Below are 18,184 nucleotides of genomic sequence, written 5' to 3'. Positions count from 1 at the left end.
GCGCCGGGGTGCGGCATGGGTGATCCTCGCCGCCGCATCCCGCGCACCGACGCGCTGCTGGCCGAGCCGCGGCTGGCCAAAGCCGCCGACACGCTCGGCCGGGCCCTGGTCAAGTCCGCGGTCGTGGCGGCGCAGGACCGCGCGCGGGCCGGGGAGATCGCGCCCGAGGACGTCGCCGAGGCCGCCCTCGCGGCCCTGCCGCCGACCGCCTCGTCGCTGCGGCCCGTGGTCAACGCCACGGGCGTGCTCGTCCACACCAATCTCGGCAGGGCGCCGCTGTCGGCGGCCGCGCTGGACGCCGTGCGCGCGGCGGGCGGCGCGACCGACGTCGAGTTCGACCTCGCCACCGGGCAGCGGGCGCGCCGCGGGCGGGGCGCCCTCGCCGCGCTGGCCGACGCGGTCCCCGACGCGGGCGGGGTGCACGTCGTGAACAACAACGCCGCCGCGCTGCTGCTGTGCGCGCTGACGCTCGCGCCGGGCAGGGAGATCGTGATCAGCAGGGGAGAGCTGGTCGAGATCGGCGACGGCTTCCGCATCCCCGAACTGCTGGCGGCAGCGGGCGCGCGGCTGCGCGAGGTCGGCACGACCAACCGCACGCGGGTCGCCGACTATGCCGGCGCGCTCGGGCCGGACACCGGGTTCGTGCTCAAGGTGCATCCGTCCAACTTCCGCGTCACCGGTTTCACCAGCGAGGCTGGCATCGCCGAGCTGGCCGGGCTCGGCGTGCCGGTGGTGGCCGACATCGGCTCCGGGCTGCTGTGCCCGCATCCTGCGCTGCCCGGCGAGCCGGATGCCACGAGTGCGCTGCGCGCGGGCGCGGCGCTCGTCACCGCCAGCGGCGACAAACTGCTCGGCGGGCCACAGGCGGGACTCCTGTTCGGCGAGCGGGACCTGGTGGAGCGGCTGCGCAGGCATCCCGTCGCGCGGGCGCTGCGCGTGGACAAACTCACGCTCGCCGCACTGGAGGCGACGGTGCGGGGCACGCCGCCGCCGGTGCGTGCCGCGCTCGACGCCGACCCCGCTCGCCTGCGCGAGCGCGCCGAGCTGCTGGCGGACGCGCTGGCCCGGCGCGGCGTCGACGCGTCCGCTGTGGACAGTGTCGCCGCGGTCGGAGGCGGTGGCGCGCCCGGTGTGGAGCTGCCCAGCGCCGCCGTGAGCCTGCCCGCCCGCTGCGCCGAGGCACTGCGCGCGGGCACGCCGCCCGTGGTGGGCCGCGTCGAGCACGGCCGCTGCCTGCTGGACCTGCGCACCGTGGAGGAGGACGACGACGGCAGGCTGCTGGAGGCGGTGGCGCGATGCGGGTGCTAGCCACCGCGGGGCACGTCGACCACGGCAAGTCCACGCTGGTGCGCGCGCTGACGGGCATGGAGCCCGACCGGCTCGCCGAGGAACGGCGCCGCGGCCTCACCGTCGACCTGGGCTTCGTGTGGACCCGCATCGGTGAGCACGTGCTCGCGTTCGTGGACGTGCCAGGGCACGAGCGGTTCGTGCCGAACATGCTCGCCGGTGCCGGGCCGGTGGCCGCCGCGGTGTTCGTGGTGGCCGCCGACGAGGGCTGGCAGGCGCAGTCCGCCGAACACCTCGCGGCGCTCGACGCGTTCGGTGTGCGGCACGGGTTGCTCGTGGTCACCAAGGCCGACCGCGCCGACCCGGAGCCGGTGCTGCGCGACGCCCGCGACCGCCTGGCGGCCACCACGCTCGGCGACGTGCCGGGTGTCGCGGTCAGCGCGCACACCGGCGCCGGGCTGGACCGGCTGCGCGGGGAGCTCACCACGCTGGCGGACAGGCTGCCGCCACCCGACCCTGCCGCCGACGTGCGGCTGTGGGTCGACCGCGTGTTCACGGTGCGCGGCGCGGGCACGGTCGTCACGGGCACCCTCGGAGCCGGAACCCTGCGCGCCGGGGACGAACTGGAGTTGTCCGCGACCGCGAGGCGGGTCGGCGTGCGTGGCCTGCAGTCGCTGGGCGAGCCCTGCGAGGAGGTGGGAGCCGTCGCGAGGGTGGCGGTGAACCTGCGGGGCACCGGGCGCGACGACGTGCGCCGGGGCGACGCGCTGCTCACGCCGGGCGCCTGGCGGGCCACGGTCGAGGTCGACGTGCGGTTGCGCGGCGACAAGGCCGACGATCTGCATCGGGAACTGGTGCTGCATGTCGGCGCCGCCTCCGTGCCGTGCCGGATCCGTCCACTGGGGACAGATCTGGCGCGGCTGTCGCTGCGGGAGGCTGTGCCGCTGCGCGCCGGGGACACGGGCCTGCTGCGGGATCCCGGTGAGCATCGCGTGCCCGCCGGGATCGAGGTGCTCGATCCGAACCCACCCGGCCTGCGCCGGAGGGGCGCCGCGAGGGAGCGGGCGCTGGAGCTCGACGGCGGCGACCCGGCGGCCGCCTACCTGCGGCGGCACGCGGCCGTCCCGGTCACCGAACTGCGGGCCCTCGGCTGGTCCGGGGTGGGCAGCCGGGTCGGGGAGTGGGCCGTGGATCCCGGACTGCTCGCCGCGCTGCCCGGCCGGGCGGCCGAGCGGTTCGCAGCCTGGGCGGAGCGGAACCCGCTGGCCGCGGGCATGCCCGCCGAGGCGCTGCGCCGCGCACTCGGAGTCCCCGCGGACCTGCTGGGCACCGTACTGGCCGGGTCCGGGCTGGAACTGCACGACGGGCTGGTGCGCAGGCCCGGGGCGGTGGCCGTGCTGCCCGCGGCCGTCGACCGGGCCGTCACCGAGCTGGAACGCCGGTTCGCGGACGAGCCGTTCCGCGCCCCTGAGGCGGCGGAGCTGGCGGCGCTGCGGCTCGGGCCGCGGGAACTGGCCGCCGCGGAGCGCGCCGGACGGCTGCTGCGCATCGCCGACGGCGTCGTCCTGCCCGCCGACGCGGCCGAACGCGCCCGCGCCGTGCTCGGTGCGCTCGCGCAGCCGTTCACGGTCAGCGCCGCCCGCCGCGCGCTGGGCACCACCCGCCGCGTCGCCGTCCCGCTGCTGGAGTACCTGGACGGCCAAGGGCACACCGAGCGCGCCCCGGACAGCACCCGCCGCCTGCGCTGACGTCTTCTCCACCCGGCGCCGGACACGGCTCGCCGGCACCTCACACGTGGTCGCGGGGAATCGTGGCGTCCCACTCCCGGGAGTACACGCGCTGCCCGCTCTCGTAGGCGTCCAGTTCGGCGTGCACCACGAACTCGGTGGCGGTGCACGTGAGCGTGGTCCGGGTCCTGGTGGCGACCCGCCAGTCGCCGCGGGCGAAGCCCATGCGCCAGGTCACGTCGCCGGAGGCCGACGTGACGTCGTCGCCGACCCACTCGTACCGCTCGTCGGCGCGCCGCTCGACGTCGATGCCGGTGTCGGTCAAGCGCACCGTGCCGAGATCCTTCACCACCTCCAGCGCCGAGCGGTAGTCGACGAGATCCCGGGACACCTGCCAGCGTTCCTCGCCGGGACGCAGCTGCAGGGTCTCGATCGGCTCCGCGCCCTCGGGCTCCCCGAACGGCTCCGGTGCCGGGTCGTCGTCCCGGACCGGCCGCACGGGCAGCAGCAGGTCGCTGCCGCCGGTGAACACGCTCAACCGCACCGGTTCCGGCGGCGGCCAGGCCAGTGGCCAGTAGGACGTCGAGATCGCGACGCGGATCCGGTGCCCGGCGGGGAATGCCTGCGCCACCCCGTTCAGCGGCACCCGCACCCGGTAGCGTCTGCCCGGTTCCAGCGTCTCCGGCTCGGCGTGACCGTCGCGGTGGGTGAGGTTCAGCAGTCCGTACGTCACCCTCGTGGCCTTGCCGTCAGGCGCCACATCGGACAGCCGCACCGCGATCATCGCGTTCGGACGGTCGGCCGCCACGTCCAGCTCCAGCAGCGGCGAGCCCAGGATCTCGCAGCGCTCGGGGAGCACCTCGGTGTCGAACACCAGCGAGCCGCCGTCCTCCTCGCGCTGGTCGTAGGGCAGGTCGGGCGGGGCGTTGTAGGAGCACCACTTGCCCGCGAACTGGCCCACCGACAGCGGCGAGCGCACGGTCAGCTCCTCCTCGGCCACCTCCTCGCCCTGGGCGGCGATCCGATGCCGGGCCAGTGGCAGCCTTCTCGGCTCCAGCTTCGGCGAGGGCCAGCTCGGCTCCCCGATCCAGCGGCCTGGCCGCTCGACGTACGCGGTCGAGGGCGGCACGCTCTCCTGCATCCAGATGCGCAGGGCAGGCTCGTCCATGAGCCCGTTGTCGGCGCCCTTGAGCCAGTGGTCCCACCAGCGCACCAGCTCCTGGAGGAACCCGATCGCCGGGCCCGGCTCACCCAGGTGCGGGTACTTGTGCGACCAGGGGCCGATCAGTCCCTTGCACGGCACGGTGAGCCCGGCCAGCAGCCGGAACACGGAGTTGGAGTAGCCGTCGGCCCAGCCGCTGACGGCCAGCACGGGGCAGCCGACGGCGGAGTAGTCCTCGCACACCGAGCCGTGCCGCCAGTAGTCGTCGCGGCGCTGGTGGCGCAGCCACTCGATCAGCCACGGCTCGCCGTGCTCCAGCCGGTCGAGCCACATCTCCCGCCAGCGCTCACCCACCACCGCGGGATCGGGCGGGGACGAGTTGTAGGCGAACATCGTCGAGGCCCACGAGAGGTTGTCCGAGAGCAGGCAGCCGCCCATGTAGTGCACGTCGTCGGCGTAGCGATCGTCGGTGGCGCTGAGCGCGGCGACGGCCCCGAGGCTCGGCGGACGCCGCGCCGCGACCTGGAGCGCGTTGAACCCGCCCCAGGAGATGCCCATCATGCCGGTGTTGCCGTCGCACCAGGGTTGCTCGGCCAGCCACGCCAGGATCTCCTCGCCGTCGGCCAGCTCACGCTCCAGGTACTCGTCGGCGAGCAGGCCATCGGAGTCGCCGCTGCCGCGCAGATCCACCCGCACCGAGGCGTAGCCGTGCCCGGCGAGGTAGGGGTGGTGCGTCGAGTCCCTGCGTGCCGTGAGATCCCGCCTGCGGTAGGGGATCAGCTCCAGGATCGCCGGCACCGGATCGAGATCCGAGGGCACCGGCCGCCAGATTCGCGCCAGCATCGTGGTCCCGTCGGAGAGCGGGATCCGGACGTTGTCGTCCACCCGGACCGCGTTCGGCAGCGAGGTCACCGTCCGCAAGGGCACACCCTCCAGGGCTTCAGTCGTCGTCGAACTCGAACGGCAGCGCCGCGACGCAGCGTTCGTACTTCTTCTTCAGCTCGTCCTCGTCGTTCGCGCCCACCATGATGTCGGCGAGCTCGAAGCTGTAGCTGTCCCGTTCGTACTGTTCGGACAGCCGCACGCCCTCCTTCGTGACGACCTGCACGGTCACGCCGGGGATGTCCTCCTCGACCCGGGCGATCTCCTCGGCCGTGGGCGCCCTGCGCACGACACCGTCGGTGAAGCGGCGCAGGAACCACTTGCCCGCCGTGGCGTAGCGACCCTGGCGGTGGGGCATGTCGGGGTCGCGCCCCAGCGCGAGGCTCACCATGCAGTGATGGTTGGCCACCCCGTCGACGTGCTCGAACAGCTGCGCGTGCGACTGCGAGAGCCGGGGGTTGACCTCCAGCACCCAGATCCGTTCGGTGTCGAGGTCGATGAAGAACTCGATGTCGAAGGTCGTGGAACGCAGGCCCATCTGCACGGCGACGCGCTTGGAGATGTCGCTGACGCGGTCGGTGAGATGGCGCGGCAGCGTCGAGGGGTACTGGTAGCGCAGGAAGCTCGACGTGCCCGGGTAGTTGACCGAGTCCACCACGCCGTAGACGTGCGGCTCGTGGTGGTAGCGGTAGCCCTCCACGGTCACCTGCGCCCCGCCGACCGCCTCCTCGGCGATGCACGCGCGGCTGCCGGCCTCGGCGACCGCGGGCGGCACGTCCAGCCGGTTCAGGACCGCGTCGAACGGCCCGCTCACGTCGCCGATCTCCTCGCGGATGGCGCTGAGCGCCTCGGTGAACTGGCTTTCGTCGTCGATGTGGAACGCCAGCTTGGACGACGCCGACTTCACCGGCTTGAGCCAGACCGGGTAGTCCAGCCCCTGGGGCAGCGCCGTGTCGGTGTCGGGATCGACCACGGCGAAAGCCGGGTACTCGTCGATCACCTCGCGTTGCTCGAGCCTGCTCCAGTACTTGTGCTCGCACTTGGCGATGGACTCCAGGCTCGTGCTGGGCAGCCCGTACCGTTCGCACAGCACGGGCGTCAGCGAGGTCACCGGAAAGTCCCAGTACCCGGTGACGGCGTCGATGGGCCCGTCGAAGGCGTCCAGCTGCGCGCGCGCCTGCTCCAGCGACTCGTCGTAGTCGGCCTCACCGATGCGCATGCCCTCGACGTCGAGCAACCGGTGGAAGCGGTAGTCGTGCGCGCCGGGGAGGCGCCGGAGCAGCTCCAGGTTCGGCTCGTCGAGCCCCAGCACGAAGATGTTATGCGGCACGGACTGTCTCCCTTGGTGAGCGATCGACGCCCCCAGGTTTGTCCGGTTGGCGAAAAGCTAAACCGCGCTCAGCGCACGCCGCGGGGCCGGAACTGGATGCTGATTCGCGGCCCGACGGGCTTGGTGGTCTTCGGTACGGCGTGTTCCCACGTGCGCTGGCAGGAGCCGCCCATGACGAGGAGGTCACCGTGACCGACGGTGTGCCGCAGCGTGCCGCCGGAGCCGCCGCGCGGGCGCAGCAGCAGCGCGCGCGGGGCGCCCACCGACAGGATCGCCACCATCGTGTCGTCGGTGCTGCCGCGGCCGATGGTGTCGCCGTGCCAGGCGACGCTGTCGCGGCCGTCGCGGTAGTAGCACAGGCCCGCCGTGCGGAACGGCTCGCCGAGCTCGGCGCGGTAGTGGGCCGTCAACGCCGACCTCGCCTCGGCCAGCACCGGGTCGGGCAGGGGGTCGTCCTCGCCGTAGAAGCACAGCAGCCGCGGGACGTCCACCGTGCGGTCGTACATGCGCCTGCGCTCGGCCCGCCACGGCACCCCGGTGGCGAGCCGCTCGAACACCGCATCGGCGCCCGTGAGCCAGCCGGGCAGCAGGTCGATCCACGCGCCGTCGCCCAGCACGGTCCTGCGGACGTCGCGCAGCGGCCCCAGCTCCGTGGGGCCTGCCGCGTCGAACAGCGACCCCTGCAGTGCGTGAGTCATGCCCCGACCCTAGCGCATATCGAACAGGTGTTCTACTTTTGCCGCGACGGCTGCCGGGTCAGCACGCGGGCGCCGTCGCCGGTGATCGCGATCGTGTGCTCGGAGTGGGCAGTGCGTGAGCCGTCGGCCGAGCGGATGGTCCAGCCGTCCGGGTCGACGACGATCCGGTCGGTGGTGCGGGCGAACCAGGGTTCCAGCGCCAGCGTCATGCCCGCGCGCAGCGTGAGGCCCCGGCCCGCGCGGCCGGTGTTGGAGACGTGCGGGTCCTCGTGCATGGTCCTGCCGAGCCCGTGGCCGCCGAACTCCCCGTTGACGGCGTAGCCGTGGCCGGTGGCGACCGCCTCGATCGCCGCGGAGATGTCGCCGAGCCGGTTGCCAGGGCGCGCCGCCTCGATACCGGCGGTCAGCGCTTCCTCGGTCGCGCGGACCAGTCGCAGGTCCTCCTCGGCCGGGGTGCCGACGATGACGGTGCGGGCCGCGTCCGCGACCCAGCCGTCGATGCCCACCGCGAGATCCATCGTGAGAACGTCCCCGTCGCGCAGCGCGTAGTCGTGGGGCAGCCCGTGCAGCACCGCGTCGTTGACCGAGAGGCAGGTGACGTTGCGGAACGGGCCGTTGCCGAAGGACGGGGCGTAGTCCCAGTAGCAGGACCGCGCCCCGCGTTCGCGGATCCGGCCGCGGACGTGGTGTTCCAGGTCGAGGAGGTTGACGCCCACGTCGGCGAGCTCGCTGAGCTCGGCCAGGACCTCGGCGACGAACCGCCCGGTGACCTCCATCCGTTCGATCTCCGCGGGCGACTTCAACTCGATCATGGGACTCCACCTGTCAAGCGTTGGTATAATAATACCAACGTAGCACTTGCGGTATTAAAGTACCAACGCCTAACCTGGTGCCGTGGTTCGCAATCCGCTCACGCCCGAACAGATCGAGGCGGGCAGGCGCCTCGGGAAGCTGCTGCGTGAGGCGCGGGCAGACCGAGACCTCGGTGAGGTGGCGCGTGCGGCTGGCATGTCGCCGGAGACGTTGCGCAAGATCGAGACCGGCCGGCTCCCGACCCCCGCCTTCGGCACGATCGCCGCTCTCAGCGATGTGCTCGACCTGCCGATCCAGGACCTGGCCGCCGCGTGGCGCAACGCCCCACGGCTCGAGGCGGCCTCGTGACGGCTGCGTCCGTTCGCTAGCCCGATGCCCCCGGCGGCGCGGGCTCGGCACCGACGGCGGCCATCGCGCGCGCGATCCGGGCGCCCGCGAAATTCGCTCGACGAAATCCGGCAGGAGGTGTCGGATCGCGGCACCGGTGTTCGTGGCAGGGGTGAGGCCACCCACGAGGGGGGCGAGCACGCGAAGGAACGGCGAACATGAAGCTGACGACCATGACCCAGCTCACCGTCGACGGAGTGATGCAGGGAAACGGCGCCGCGTCGGACGACCGCAGGAACGGATTCGAGCGCGGCGGATGGGCCCGGGGCGCGGGCGACGACGACACCAGGGCGTTCATCACGCGGACCTACCAGCGCGCCGAGGCGTTCCTGTTCGGCCGGCGCACCTACGAGTTGTTCGCCGGCTCCTGGGGGGCGCACGACGAGATGCGGGCACATCCCATCGGCGTGGCGCTGAACGAGGCGCCCAAGTACGTGGCCTCGACCACGCTCACCGCACCGCGCTGGAAGGACACGACCGTGCTCCGCGGTGACCTCGCGGCGGCACTCCGCGACCTGAAGGCCACGCCCGGGGGTGAGCTGCAGGTGCACGGCAGTGGTGTCCTGACCCGCTGGCTGCTGGACAACGACCTGGTCGACGAGATGACGCTGATCGTCATCCCGGTGATCCTCGGGCAGGGCGCGAGACTGTTCCCGGAGACCGGTCCCGATCGTGCGCTCGACCTGGTCGAGTCGCGGGTCGACTCGAAAGGCGTGACGATCCAGGTCTGCCGGCCCGCCGGGCGCCCGCGGTATGCCACGGCCTGACGTCCCCGACCACCGAACCACGCTGTTTTGCCACCAGAGGAGATGAGCTTCCGATGCAGTACCTGGTTTCCGTGATCGACGACAAGAGCAATCCCGGCAGCACGGACCGGCAGCCTGCCATCAGCGCGTTCAACGAACGGCTGATCGCCGAGGGCTACTGGGTGTTCGCGGGTGGACTCGCGGACACCGACACGGCCACGGTCATCGACAACCGCGGCGACGAGGCGGTGTTGACCGACGGGCCGTTCGTGGAGTCGAAGGAGTACCTCGCCGGCGTCTGGGTGTGGGACGTCCCCGATCTCGACGTGGCGCTCAAGCTCGCCACCGAGGCGTCGAAGGTCTGCGACCGCAAGATCGAGGTGCGGCCGTTCCTGTGAGCGACGTCGAGGCGGCGATCATCCGGGCCCACCACGAGGAGTGGGCGCGGGTGGTCGCCGCCCTGGCCAGGCGCTTCGGTGACCTCGACCTGGCCGAGGAAGCGGCCGCCGAGGCGTTCGCGACCGCTGTCGAGCGGTGGCGGGCCGACGGTGTGCCGCCCAACCCGGGAGCCTGGCTGACCACGACCGCCACCCGCAGGGCCATCGACCGGCTCCGCCGCGAGACCAAACGCGACGACAAGTACCGGGAGGCTCAGTTGCTGCACGACAGCACCCCGCCCGAGCCTCCCGGCGCCATCGGCGACGACCGGCTCCGGCTGATCTTCACCTGCTGTCACCCGGCGCTGGCGATGCAGGCCCGCGTGGCGTTGACCCTGCGCATGGTCGGCGGCCTGACCGTGCCCGAGATCGCCCGTGCCTTCCTGGTGCGGCACACCACCATGGAGCAGCGCATCACCCGTGCGAAGGCCAAGATCAAGGCAGCGCGCATCCCGTACCGGATGCCCTCCGCCGACGACCTGCCTGCCCGGGTCACCGGCGTCCTCGCCGTGCTGTTCCTCGTCTTCAACGAGGGCTACCTGGCCAGCGGCCCCGACACCGATCCCGTACGGCACGACCTGACCACCGAGGCGATCCGCCTCACCCGCCTGGTCCGTGCGCTCCTGCCGCAGGACGGGGAAGTGGCCGGGCTGCTGGCGCTGATGCTGCTCACCGAGGCCCGCCGCCCCGCCCGGATCTCGGCCAACGGCGAACTGGTCGCGCTCGACGAGCAGGACCGCGGGGCCTGGGACAGGGAACTCATCGCGGAAGGTCATCAGCTGGTGCGCGAGCGGCTCGCCGCTGCCGCCGCGGGCGTGGCTCCGGGCCGCTACCAGATCCTCGCCGCGATCAACGCCGTGCACACCTCCGCCCGCGACATCCGCGACACCGACTGGTCGCAGATCCTGGCCCTCTACGACCAGCTGGTCCGCCTCGATCCCTCGCCGATTATCGCCCTCAACCGGGCCGTCGCCGTCGCCGAGATCGACGGGCCGGAGGTGGCACTGGCCATCGTCGACGGCCTCACCGAGGCGTTGGCCCACTATCACGCCTACCACGCGACCCGCGCCGACCTGCTGCGCAGGCTGGGCCGGAGCGAGCAGGCACGCGCGGCCTACGACCGGGCCATCGAGCTCGCCGGCAACACCGGCGAGACCGCCTACCTCACCCGCCGGCGCGACCAACTGCGGTAGGGGCCGGCAACGCCCGCGGAAGGCGGGCTCAGCCCGGGCCGTGCGGGTGGGCGAGGTCGTAGGCGCGGGAGAGCTTCTTGGGGACGACCATGCGCCACGCGTCGACGACCAGCTCGCGGGCCTCGGCCGGGTCCAGTGCCGCCAGCTCGGCGTGAACCCAGTTGAAGCGCAGCTCCGACGCCGACGGCAGCTGGAACTTGTGCGGCTCGCTCGCGACGAGGGCCGCCCGCTCCTCCTTGGGGAACGCGAAGCCCATCACCGTCTCGTCGAGGGAGAACCCCACGTAGACGATCTGCCCCACGCGGAACCTGAGCCTCCCGCGGACGTAGACCTGGTACGAGCGCTCCAGTCCGGTGCCCAGCGCCCGGACATCCTCGATCACCGCCATGCTCGAAACCCCCTGCGTCATGGGGCGGGCCGCCTGGTGCGCACTCGTCCGGGAAGTCAGGTACGCGAGGCCGGCCGCGACGGCCGCGGGTGGGCGGCCAGCACCGGTCCAGTATGCCGCTCGCCACGACGACCGGGCCGCCGACGGCAGGCCGGCCGCGGGAATGCTCCGGCGCGGCGCTGCGTTGTCATACCCGTACGGGTATCAATGACTCTCCGCAGGAAGGCTGACATGGCAACCGTCGAGCTGACCAACGACAACTTCAAGGACGTGGTGTCGCAAGGGGGCACCGTGTTCGTGGACTTCTGGGCCTCGTGGTGCGGCCCCTGCCGGATGTTCGCCCCGGTTTTCGAGCAGGCCTCCGAGCAGCACCCCGACATCACGTTCGGCAAGGTGAACACCGAGGAGCAGGTCGAGCTCGCGCAGACGTTCGGCATCTCCTCGATCCCCACGCTGATGGCGGTGCGCGACGGCGTGGTGCTCTACGCCGAGCCCGGCGCCTTGCCTGCCCAGGCGTTCGAGCAGCTGATCTCCAAGGTGCGCGAGGTCGACATGGACGAGGTTCGCCGGGAGATCACGCGCGCCAGCTGACCGGTACCCTGAGGGGTACCCGGACGGGACGGAGGAGTGTGGCGTGGAACTGAACGAGGATGTGGTGACCGACGTGCTCAAGCGCCTGCGCCGTGCGCAGGGGCAGGTCGGTGGTGTGATCCAGATGATCGAGGACGGCCGCGACTGCAAGGACGTGGTGACGCAGCTGGCCGCCGTCTCCCGCGCGCTCGACCGTGCCGGCTTCAAGATCATCGCCAGCGGCCTCACCGAGTGCGTGCGCAACGCGGACAGCGACTCCCCCCAGTTCGCGGCCGACAGGGCGGAGCTGGAGAGGCTGTTCCTCTCCCTGGCCTGACCGGGCGCGAGCTCAACAGGCCAACCGGCGACGCAGCCTGCGCGCCGCCTCCTCCGGGGTGGTGGTGAGCACGCCGATCCCGGTGGCCAGTTCCAGGCCCGCCGGCACGCTCAGCCTCGGCACGAGATCGAACGACCAGCACAGGAACGGCGCCCGCTCCCACCCGGCGGGCGCCGTTCGCACGATCAGGTTGTAGGCGGGATCGGCCAGCTCGGCGCACAGCGCGGCGAGCAGCGCCCGCAGCGCCTCCGCCACCGCCCCGAGCTCGCACTCGGGCACCGCGGCGAAGTCCGCCCTGCGGCGCACCGGCGCGAGACGCACGGCGAAGTCGGCCTGCGGCGCGAACGGCGTCAGTGCCACGGTGTGGTCGTCGGCACGCACCAGCCTGCGCTCGTCCGGCGGTTCCGCATCGCCGCCGCGCTCGCGGGCGGCCGCCAGTTCCCTGCGGGTCGCCGCCGAGAGCACGGGCAGCGCCACCACCTGGGAATGCGGGTGGGCCTGCGAGATGCCCGCCGCCGCGCCGCGGTTGCGGAACACCACGACCTGCGCCGCGCCCTCGCGCAGCGCGCGGTGCCGCCGCTGCCACGCCAGCAACACGTCGGCCACCTCGTCCACCGGTGCGGTGGCGAGATCCCACGTGTGCGACGGCGACTCGATGACCACCTCGTGCGCACCCGACAGCGGGAACCGGTTGGGCACCGACCGCACCCGCCAGCCGGGCTGCCCGGAACCCTTCGCGGAGGGCAGCCGCCACGTTTCCGGTGGCGTGTCCTCGCCGGGGCCAGGGCAGAAGGGGCAGGCGCCGCCCGGGCGCGGCCGGGCCGCACGCCGCGGCGCCACCAGCACCCACTCGCCGCGCAGGCGGTCCCTGCGCAGCTCACCCCGCGCGGTCATCGCGCCGCGGCGGGGGTCCGGGCGTGCAGGAACGCGTCGCGGCACTGCCGCGAGCAGAACCGGTAGCCGCCACCGGGCTGATCCAGCTCCAGTTCCGGGTCGCCGTCGAAGGTGGTCATCCCGCACACCGGATCGTGCGAGCCCGCCCTGGCCCGCACGGTGGCCGCCGTCTCGCCCCTGGCCAGCCCTTCGAGCAGCACCAGCTCGTCCAGCAGCAGCCTCGGCAGCAGGAAGTGCCTGCGCACTCGCTCGTGCCCGGAGGCGGCCAGCCCCGCCGCCCGCGCCGGATCGGCGAGCAGCGCCGCCAGTGCCTCGGCGCAGCCGGCGACGGAGTCGACGAGCACGCCGCCCTGGCCGTCGGCCACCTGCAGCGGGATACCGCCCGCGCGCCCGGCGACGATGGGCGTGCCCTTCCACAGCGCCTCGGACACCACCAGCCCGAAGCCTTCCCGGATCGACTTCTGCACCATCACCGACGACATCCGCTGGAACGCGTTGACCTCCACGTTGCCGACTCCGGTGAGGTTGGTGAACAGGTGGATGTCCTCCTCGTCCTTCGTGGCCACCGAAATCGCGCGGTAGATGTCCCAGGCCTCCGGGTCGTCGAGCGCCATCGACCCCACCATCGCCAGCTGCAACCCGGGTACCGAAGGGCGGACCATCCGGTAGGCCTCGATGACGCCCAGCGGGTCCTTCCACGGGTCGAAGCGCGACACCTGGGTCACGAGTGGACGGTGGGGCTCGATGCCGATCCAGTTGAGCACCGCCTGTGCCGTGCGGTCGTCGAGTGACATGTTCTTCGGGCTCAGCGGATCGATCGCGGGCGGCATGATATCCACCCGCCCGGCCTCCAGATCGGGCGGCGCGAACTGGGCCATCGTGAACACGGTGGCGTCGTACGGCGCGAGGAACGGCCTGAGGTAGTCCCAGACCTGGGGGTTCGGCTCGGCCGTGTCGATGTGACAGCGCCAGATCCACGACGCGTCGCCCGCGTCGAGGAACGACGGTATCGCGATCGGCTGCGGGTCGTGGACGAACACGAAGTCGTAGCGCGCGAAGTCGTCCTCGGCGGCGAGCTCCGCGGCGTTCTGCCGCGCGGTCTGCTCGTACAGCGCCCGTTCCTCGGCGGTGATCGGGGTCGACGCGCCCTGCAGCGCGTTGTGCAGTTTCTTGGTGACGGAGAAGAACGGCGGTGTGCCGCTGATGATCCGCCACGTCGCCGCGATGCCCAGGTCGTTGTACAGCGGCACTGCCGAGCGCAGCAGCTCGGACACTCCGCCGCCGTAGGGCGTCGCGCTCAGGTGCAGCACCCTGGCGCCCCTGAGCCTCCGGGCGACGTCCAGCAGCGGGTCCATGATCTCGTCGGGCACCACCGAGCGGTATGCGGCGGCCGACAGCTCGCCGACGTCGACGGTCTGCAGCACGGCGGGCCCGCTACCGGCGCAGTGCCGCGCTGCGGCGCTGGTACTCGTCCTCGTCGATCTCGCCACGGGCGAACCGCTCGTCGAGGATGCGTTGCGCGTCGGGTGGCGTGTCGCGGTGTCCGCCGCCCTGTGCCGGGGTGGCGAAGCGGCGCAGCAGGAGCACCACGACGGTGATCACCCCGCCCCACAGCAGCACCATCGAGATCAGCATGAGCAGGCCGCCCAGCCAGCCGCCGCCCGCATACCCGTGGCCCCAGTCCCAGTACGGCATGGGTTCACCTCACTCAGTCGAAGGGCACCGTCCCGCGTCGCCTGCCGAAGAACAGGTAGGCCAGCGGGCCGGCGTAGTTGATGGCGATGACGGACGCCCAGACGCGTTTGGAGCCGTTCACCTCGTCGGGCGTCCTGCGGGCCAGGTCGGTCCACGCGAAGGCGGCCAGGCCGATCTGCACCACGGCGGAGCCCGCCAGCACGGCCTGCTCCGGTCTGCTCAGCTCCCGCCAGCGCCTGTGCTTGCTCGTTGCCATGTGGCCACTGTCGCAGGGCTTCCGCCTCGCGCGCAGGGGCCGGACGGCCCCCGCGGCAGGGACCTTGGACCGATGTGGCCGCCCGCCCGCGTGGCGGATCGTCCGGGACGACATCCAGGAAAGGAGGCGGCCGCGATGACTTCCGCCCCGCATTACCCGGTCCGGGTGCAGGCGCGCCTCGACCCCGAGCTGTCCCGCTGGCTGTGGCTGGTGAAGTGGCTGCTCGTGTTCCCGCACTACGTCGTGCTGGCCCTGCTGTGGCCCGCGTTCGTGGTGCTCACCGCGGTGGCGTTCGTGGCGATCCTGGTCACGGGCCGCTACCCGAGGTCGATCTTCGACTTCAACGTCGGCGTGCTGCGCTGGACCTGGCGCGTGCACTACTACGCCTACGCCGCACTCGGCACGGACCGCTACCCGCCGTTCACGCTCGACGACGTGCCCGACTACCCGGCGCGGCTCGACGTGGCCTACCCGCGGCAGCTGTCCCGTGGCCTGGTGCTGGTGAAGTGGTGGCTGCTCGCGATCCCGCACTACCTGATCTGCGTGCTGCTGGTCGGCGGCGGTTTCTGGTTCGGCTGGCCGTTCGGCGGCGACGACGACTTCACGTGGGCCGCGGGCGGACTCGTCGGCGTGCTCGTGCTGATCGCGGGCGTGCTGCTGCTGGTGACGGGCAGCTACCCGAAGCCGCTGTACGACTTCGTGCTCGGCATGGACCGCTGGGCCATCCGGGTCGGCGCGTATGCCGCGCTGATGACCGACGAGTACCCGCCGTTCCGGCTCGACGAGGGCGGTGACGACCCTGCGGGCCCGGTGGACGGTGGTGCCACGGCACCGGCCCCGGCCACAGCGCACGAGCCCGCGCCGCCGCAGGGCCGCGGCTGGACGCCCGGACGCGTCGCCTCGGCCATCACCGGCGCGCTGGTGGCCTTCGCGGCGATGGGCCTGCTCACCGGTGGCGCGGCGCTGCTGTGGGCCGACCGGGTCGAGCGTGACGCCGACGGCTACCTTTCCGGCTCGGCGACCTTCGCCACCGCGGGCCACGCGATCGCCACCGGGGACATCGAGGTGGAGAGCGCCGCCGTGGACTGGGGCCCGCTGCCGCAGCTGCTCGGCGACGCGCGGATCCGCGTCACCGGCCTCGGTGAGCAGGACGACGTGTTCCTGGGCGTCGCGCCCGCGGACGAGGCCGCCCGGTACCTGTCGGGCAGCGAGTACGCCACCGTCCGCGACTTCGCCGACGGCAGCCTGTCCATCCACAGTGGAGGAACGCTGCGCTCGGTGCCCGCAGCGGCGGACATCTGGGTGGCCCAGACCTCCGGGACCGGCACGCAGACGCTGCAGTGGCCGATGCGCGAGGGGGAGTGGACGGTGGTCGTCGCCAACGCGGATGGCTCGCCCGGCGTGCAGGTGCGCGCCGAGGCCGGCGCGACGGCGCCCGGGCTGCCCTGGCTGGCGTTCGGCGTGCTCGCGGTGGGTGTGCTGTTGCTCGGTGTCGCGGCCGCCCTCATCGCGGTCGCGGCCGCGCGGGCCTCGCACGACCGCGGTTCCCTCACCGGGGTGGGCTAGCGCGGGTTGGTGCGGGGCCGGGACAGAACCGGCCCCGCACCCCTACAATCGGGACATGCGTCGACCGCGACCGGTGACCGAGGTACCCGATGTGGTGGGCCTCGGCGCCGAGGACGCCTGCGAGATCGTGCGCCGCGCAGGCCTGGTGCCCGTCGGCCCGGACGGCGCCGACGAGCCGACCACCGGTGTCGTCACGGCCCAGCGGCCGGTCGGCACCGCGGGCGCCGAAGAAGGCGCCGAGGTCGTGCTCTGGACCCACCCGGGCCGCGATGCCACCGCCGACGTGCATCCGCCGTCCCCGGTCGAGAGCGCCGTTCCCGTCTGACACCCGACCGTTGCCGGTCACGGGTCGTCAACGTCTCACTCTACAAAGGACTCACCGGGTGCGATGTTGTGGTTGACCCGGAACAGGTTCCGCGGGTCGTAGCGCGCCTTGACCGCCCTCAGCCGCGCGAACGTGTCCGCGTCGTAGCCGGTGCTCGCCCGGGCGGGCCTGCCGTAGACGAAGCCCAGCGCGCGACCCGGGGACAGGCGGGCCAGCGCCGCGAGCAGCCGGTCGTGGACGGCGCGGGCGGCCTCCGCCTCGACGGCGCCGTCCAGCCCCGACAGCACCCGCACCAGGTACCGCGCGTCGCGGTGCCCGACCGCGTTTCCCCCCGTGGGCGGGCAGGCCAGCGCTCCGCCGAGGTGCCGGACGTCGACCACACACGGCACCGGTGATCCGGGGCCGGCGAGCTCCCGGATCGCGCGCAGCGCGTCGTCGTCCAGCTCGCGCACGAACGCGTTGTCGCCGAGGTAGGCGTGGGGCTCGTCCGGGTCGTTGTAGAGCGAGCCGGACTCGGTGAAGGGCAGCTCCCGCAGCGTGTCGGCGAGCAGGGGAGCGGCCGTCCGCAGGGGAGCCATGAGCCGTTCCCCGTCCTCGCGCCGCCCGGCGAAGGCGATCCGCACGCTTACGATGTGCCTGCCGCGCAACGGCTCCGGCGCACTCGGCAGGTCGGGCACCGGCACCATCGCCAGCGAGGACGTCAGCTCGACGGGCAGTGTGGCCGTCCAGTCGCGGAAGGCCTGCAGGACCTGCTCGGTGTGCTCGCCGGAGAACAGCAGGCCGCCGCCGTAGAGCCGCGCCACCGGCACGAGCTCGATCTGCAGACCGGTCACCACGCCGAAGTTGCCGCCTCCGCCCCGCAGGGCCCAGAACAGGTCGGCGTCGTCGGCGCGGGCACCCACTGTGCGCCGCAGGCCGTCGGCGGTGACGACCTCGATCCGCCGCACGCGGTCGGCGGCGTAGCCGTAGCGGCGCGCGAGCGGCCCGAGGCCGCCCGCGAGGGTGTAGCCGACGGCGCCGACGTGCGGCGCCGACCCGCTCAGCGGTGCCAGCCCGTACGGCGCGGCCGCCGCGATCACCCGCTGCCAGCGGGTGCCCGCGCCGATCCAGGCCGTCCGTGCGTCCGGGTCCACCCGGACCGTGTCCATGCGGTGGGTGGTGACGAGCACGGAGCCCTCCGGGGCCGTCGCCGACTGGCCGTGCCCGGTCGCCTGCACGGCCACCGGCAGCCCGCGCGCCGCCGCGTGTCCGACGGCGGCCTGCACGTCACCCGCCGCGCGTGCGCCCACGACGAGCGCGGGCCGGTGCCGGGCGCCGGTCTGGAAACCGGAGAGTTCGTCGTCGTAGCCGGGGTCGCCGGGAGTGAGCACCGGGCCCGCCACCTGGTCACGGAGTGGGGCAGCGGAGAAGGGTGCCGGGGTGTGCGTGGTCATGGCTCCACGATCGGCCGCGGCGGTCCATAAGTCCAACAGCTGGTTCTTCTACCAGCTA

At 72.9% G+C, this 18,184-nt stretch carries 20 protein-coding genes; 10 read left to right on the top strand and 10 right to left on the bottom strand.

Annotation, left to right across the window (positions count from 1 at the left end; genetic code table 11):
* Positions 1 to 15: 15 nt before the first annotated feature.
* Together selA and selB are read left to right on the top strand one after the other, a co-directional pair.
* Positions 16 to 1,308 (top strand): L-seryl-tRNA(Sec) selenium transferase, encoded by a 1,293-nt coding sequence (selA, locus tag BAY60_RS31025; protein WP_112284964.1) that lies wholly within the window; start codon positions 16 to 18, stop codon positions 1,306 to 1,308.
* A complete protein-coding gene (selB, locus tag BAY60_RS31020) occupies positions 1,296 to 3,035 on the top strand; it encodes a selenocysteine-specific translation elongation factor (RefSeq protein WP_112284963.1) in 1,740 nt (579 codons plus the stop codon). The genes selA and selB overlap by 13 nt, the downstream gene beginning before the upstream one ends.
* A 40-nt stretch (positions 3,036 to 3,075) precedes the next feature.
* Here selB and BAY60_RS31015 read toward each other — a convergent pair whose 3' ends face one another.
* The 4 genes from BAY60_RS31015 to map all read right to left on the bottom strand — a co-directional run bounded on the left by BAY60_RS31015 (position 3,076) and on the right by map (position 7,898).
* A complete protein-coding gene (locus tag BAY60_RS31015) occupies positions 3,076 to 5,097 on the bottom strand; it encodes a CocE/NonD family hydrolase (protein ID WP_112284962.1) in 2,022 nt (673 codons plus the stop codon).
* 19 nt (positions 5,098 to 5,116) lie between these two features.
* Positions 5,117 to 6,388 carry an ATP-grasp domain-containing protein gene (locus tag BAY60_RS31010; protein WP_112284961.1) on the bottom strand — a complete coding sequence of 424 codons (1,272 nt, stop codon included), beginning with the start codon at positions 6,386 to 6,388 and terminating at the stop codon, positions 5,117 to 5,119.
* 68 nt (positions 6,389 to 6,456) lie between these two features.
* Positions 6,457 to 7,086 carry an alpha-ketoglutarate-dependent dioxygenase AlkB gene (locus tag BAY60_RS31005; protein ID WP_112284960.1) on the bottom strand — a complete coding sequence of 210 codons (630 nt, stop codon included), beginning with the start codon at positions 7,084 to 7,086 and terminating at the stop codon, positions 6,457 to 6,459.
* A 32-nt stretch (positions 7,087 to 7,118) separates the two neighbouring features.
* A complete protein-coding gene (gene map / locus BAY60_RS31000) occupies positions 7,119 to 7,898 on the bottom strand; it encodes a type I methionyl aminopeptidase (protein WP_112284959.1) in 780 nt (259 codons plus the stop codon).
* A gap of 82 nt (positions 7,899 to 7,980) precedes the next feature.
* Here map and BAY60_RS30995 point away from each other — a divergent pair, with 82 nt between their 5' ends.
* The 4 genes from BAY60_RS30995 to BAY60_RS30980 all read left to right on the top strand — a co-directional run bounded on the left by BAY60_RS30995 (position 7,981) and on the right by BAY60_RS30980 (position 10,662).
* Positions 7,981 to 8,247 (top strand): helix-turn-helix transcriptional regulator, encoded by a 267-nt coding sequence (locus BAY60_RS30995; RefSeq protein ID WP_112284958.1) that lies wholly within the window; start codon positions 7,981 to 7,983, stop codon positions 8,245 to 8,247.
* A 197-nt stretch (positions 8,248 to 8,444) separates the two neighbouring features.
* Positions 8,445 to 9,053, top strand: a complete 609-nt coding sequence (locus BAY60_RS30990; protein ID WP_112284957.1) for a dihydrofolate reductase family protein — start codon at positions 8,445 to 8,447, stop codon at positions 9,051 to 9,053.
* Positions 9,054 to 9,106: 53 nt separating this feature from the next.
* Positions 9,107 to 9,430 (top strand): YciI family protein, encoded by a 324-nt coding sequence (locus tag BAY60_RS30985; RefSeq protein WP_112284956.1) that lies wholly within the window; start codon positions 9,107 to 9,109, stop codon positions 9,428 to 9,430.
* Positions 9,427 to 10,662, top strand: coding sequence for an RNA polymerase sigma factor (locus tag BAY60_RS30980; RefSeq protein WP_112284955.1), 1,236 nt, complete (start codon positions 9,427 to 9,429; stop codon positions 10,660 to 10,662). Before BAY60_RS30985 ends, BAY60_RS30980 begins: the two co-directional genes overlap by 4 nt.
* A gap of 28 nt (positions 10,663 to 10,690) precedes the next feature.
* Here the strand turns inward: BAY60_RS30980 and BAY60_RS30975 are convergent, their stop codons facing one another.
* On the bottom strand, positions 10,691 to 11,050 hold the full coding sequence (locus tag BAY60_RS30975; RefSeq protein WP_112285573.1) for an MmcQ/YjbR family DNA-binding protein: 360 nt from the start codon (positions 11,048 to 11,050) through the stop codon (positions 10,691 to 10,693).
* Positions 11,051 to 11,281: 231 nt separating this feature from the next.
* On the opposite strand from BAY60_RS30975, the gene trxA reads away from it, so the two are divergent.
* Positions 11,282 to 11,641, top strand: a complete 360-nt coding sequence (gene trxA / locus BAY60_RS30970) for a thioredoxin (RefSeq protein ID WP_112284954.1) — start codon at positions 11,282 to 11,284, stop codon at positions 11,639 to 11,641.
* Between the two features lie 43 nt (positions 11,642 to 11,684).
* Positions 11,685 to 11,957, top strand: coding sequence for a metal-sensitive transcriptional regulator (locus BAY60_RS30965; protein WP_112284953.1), 273 nt, complete (start codon positions 11,685 to 11,687; stop codon positions 11,955 to 11,957).
* A gap of 12 nt (positions 11,958 to 11,969) precedes the next feature.
* On the opposite strand, the gene BAY60_RS30960 is transcribed toward BAY60_RS30965, so the two are convergent.
* Genes BAY60_RS30960 through BAY60_RS30945 form a run of 4 tightly spaced genes read right to left on the bottom strand, consistent with a single transcriptional unit; the run spans position 11,970 to position 14,802 of the window.
* A complete protein-coding gene (locus tag BAY60_RS30960) occupies positions 11,970 to 12,851 on the bottom strand; it encodes a galactose-1-phosphate uridylyltransferase (protein WP_112284952.1) in 882 nt (293 codons plus the stop codon).
* Entirely contained in the window at positions 12,848 to 14,275 is a 1,428-nt protein-coding gene (locus BAY60_RS30955; RefSeq protein WP_112284951.1) for a glycosyltransferase, read from the bottom strand. The genes BAY60_RS30960 and BAY60_RS30955 overlap by 4 nt, the downstream gene beginning before the upstream one ends.
* Before the next feature lie 10 nt (positions 14,276 to 14,285).
* A complete protein-coding gene (locus tag BAY60_RS30950; protein ID WP_112284950.1) occupies positions 14,286 to 14,546 on the bottom strand; it encodes an SHOCT domain-containing protein in 261 nt (86 codons plus the stop codon).
* Positions 14,547 to 14,559: 13 nt separating this feature from the next.
* Positions 14,560 to 14,802 (bottom strand): PLDc N-terminal domain-containing protein, encoded by a 243-nt coding sequence (locus tag BAY60_RS30945; protein ID WP_112284949.1) that lies wholly within the window; start codon positions 14,800 to 14,802, stop codon positions 14,560 to 14,562.
* Positions 14,803 to 14,937: 135 nt separating this feature from the next.
* Between BAY60_RS30945 and BAY60_RS30940 the strand changes: the two genes are divergently transcribed.
* Both BAY60_RS30940 and BAY60_RS30935 read left to right on the top strand, forming a co-directional pair.
* On the top strand, positions 14,938 to 16,368 hold the full coding sequence (locus BAY60_RS30940) for a DUF4389 domain-containing protein (protein ID WP_112284948.1): 1,431 nt from the start codon (positions 14,938 to 14,940) through the stop codon (positions 16,366 to 16,368).
* 55 nt (positions 16,369 to 16,423) lie between these two features.
* Positions 16,424 to 16,693, top strand: coding sequence for a PASTA domain-containing protein (locus BAY60_RS30935; protein ID WP_112284947.1), 270 nt, complete (start codon positions 16,424 to 16,426; stop codon positions 16,691 to 16,693).
* Between the two features lie 35 nt (positions 16,694 to 16,728).
* Here the strand turns inward: BAY60_RS30935 and BAY60_RS30930 are convergent, their stop codons facing one another.
* The gene (locus BAY60_RS30930; RefSeq protein WP_112284946.1) at positions 16,729 to 18,126 is read right to left on the bottom strand and encodes an FAD-binding oxidoreductase; all 1,398 of its coding nucleotides are present in this window, start codon (positions 18,124 to 18,126) and stop codon (positions 16,729 to 16,731) included.
* Positions 18,127 to 18,184: the final 58 nt, after the last annotated feature.

The organism is Prauserella muralis, from assembly GCF_003202285.1.
GTDB lineage: Bacteria > Actinomycetota > Actinomycetes > Mycobacteriales > Pseudonocardiaceae > Prauserella_B > Prauserella_B muralis.
The sequence above is the reverse complement of the archived record's forward strand: the minus strand, read 5'-3'. Positions and strand labels throughout refer to the sequence as shown.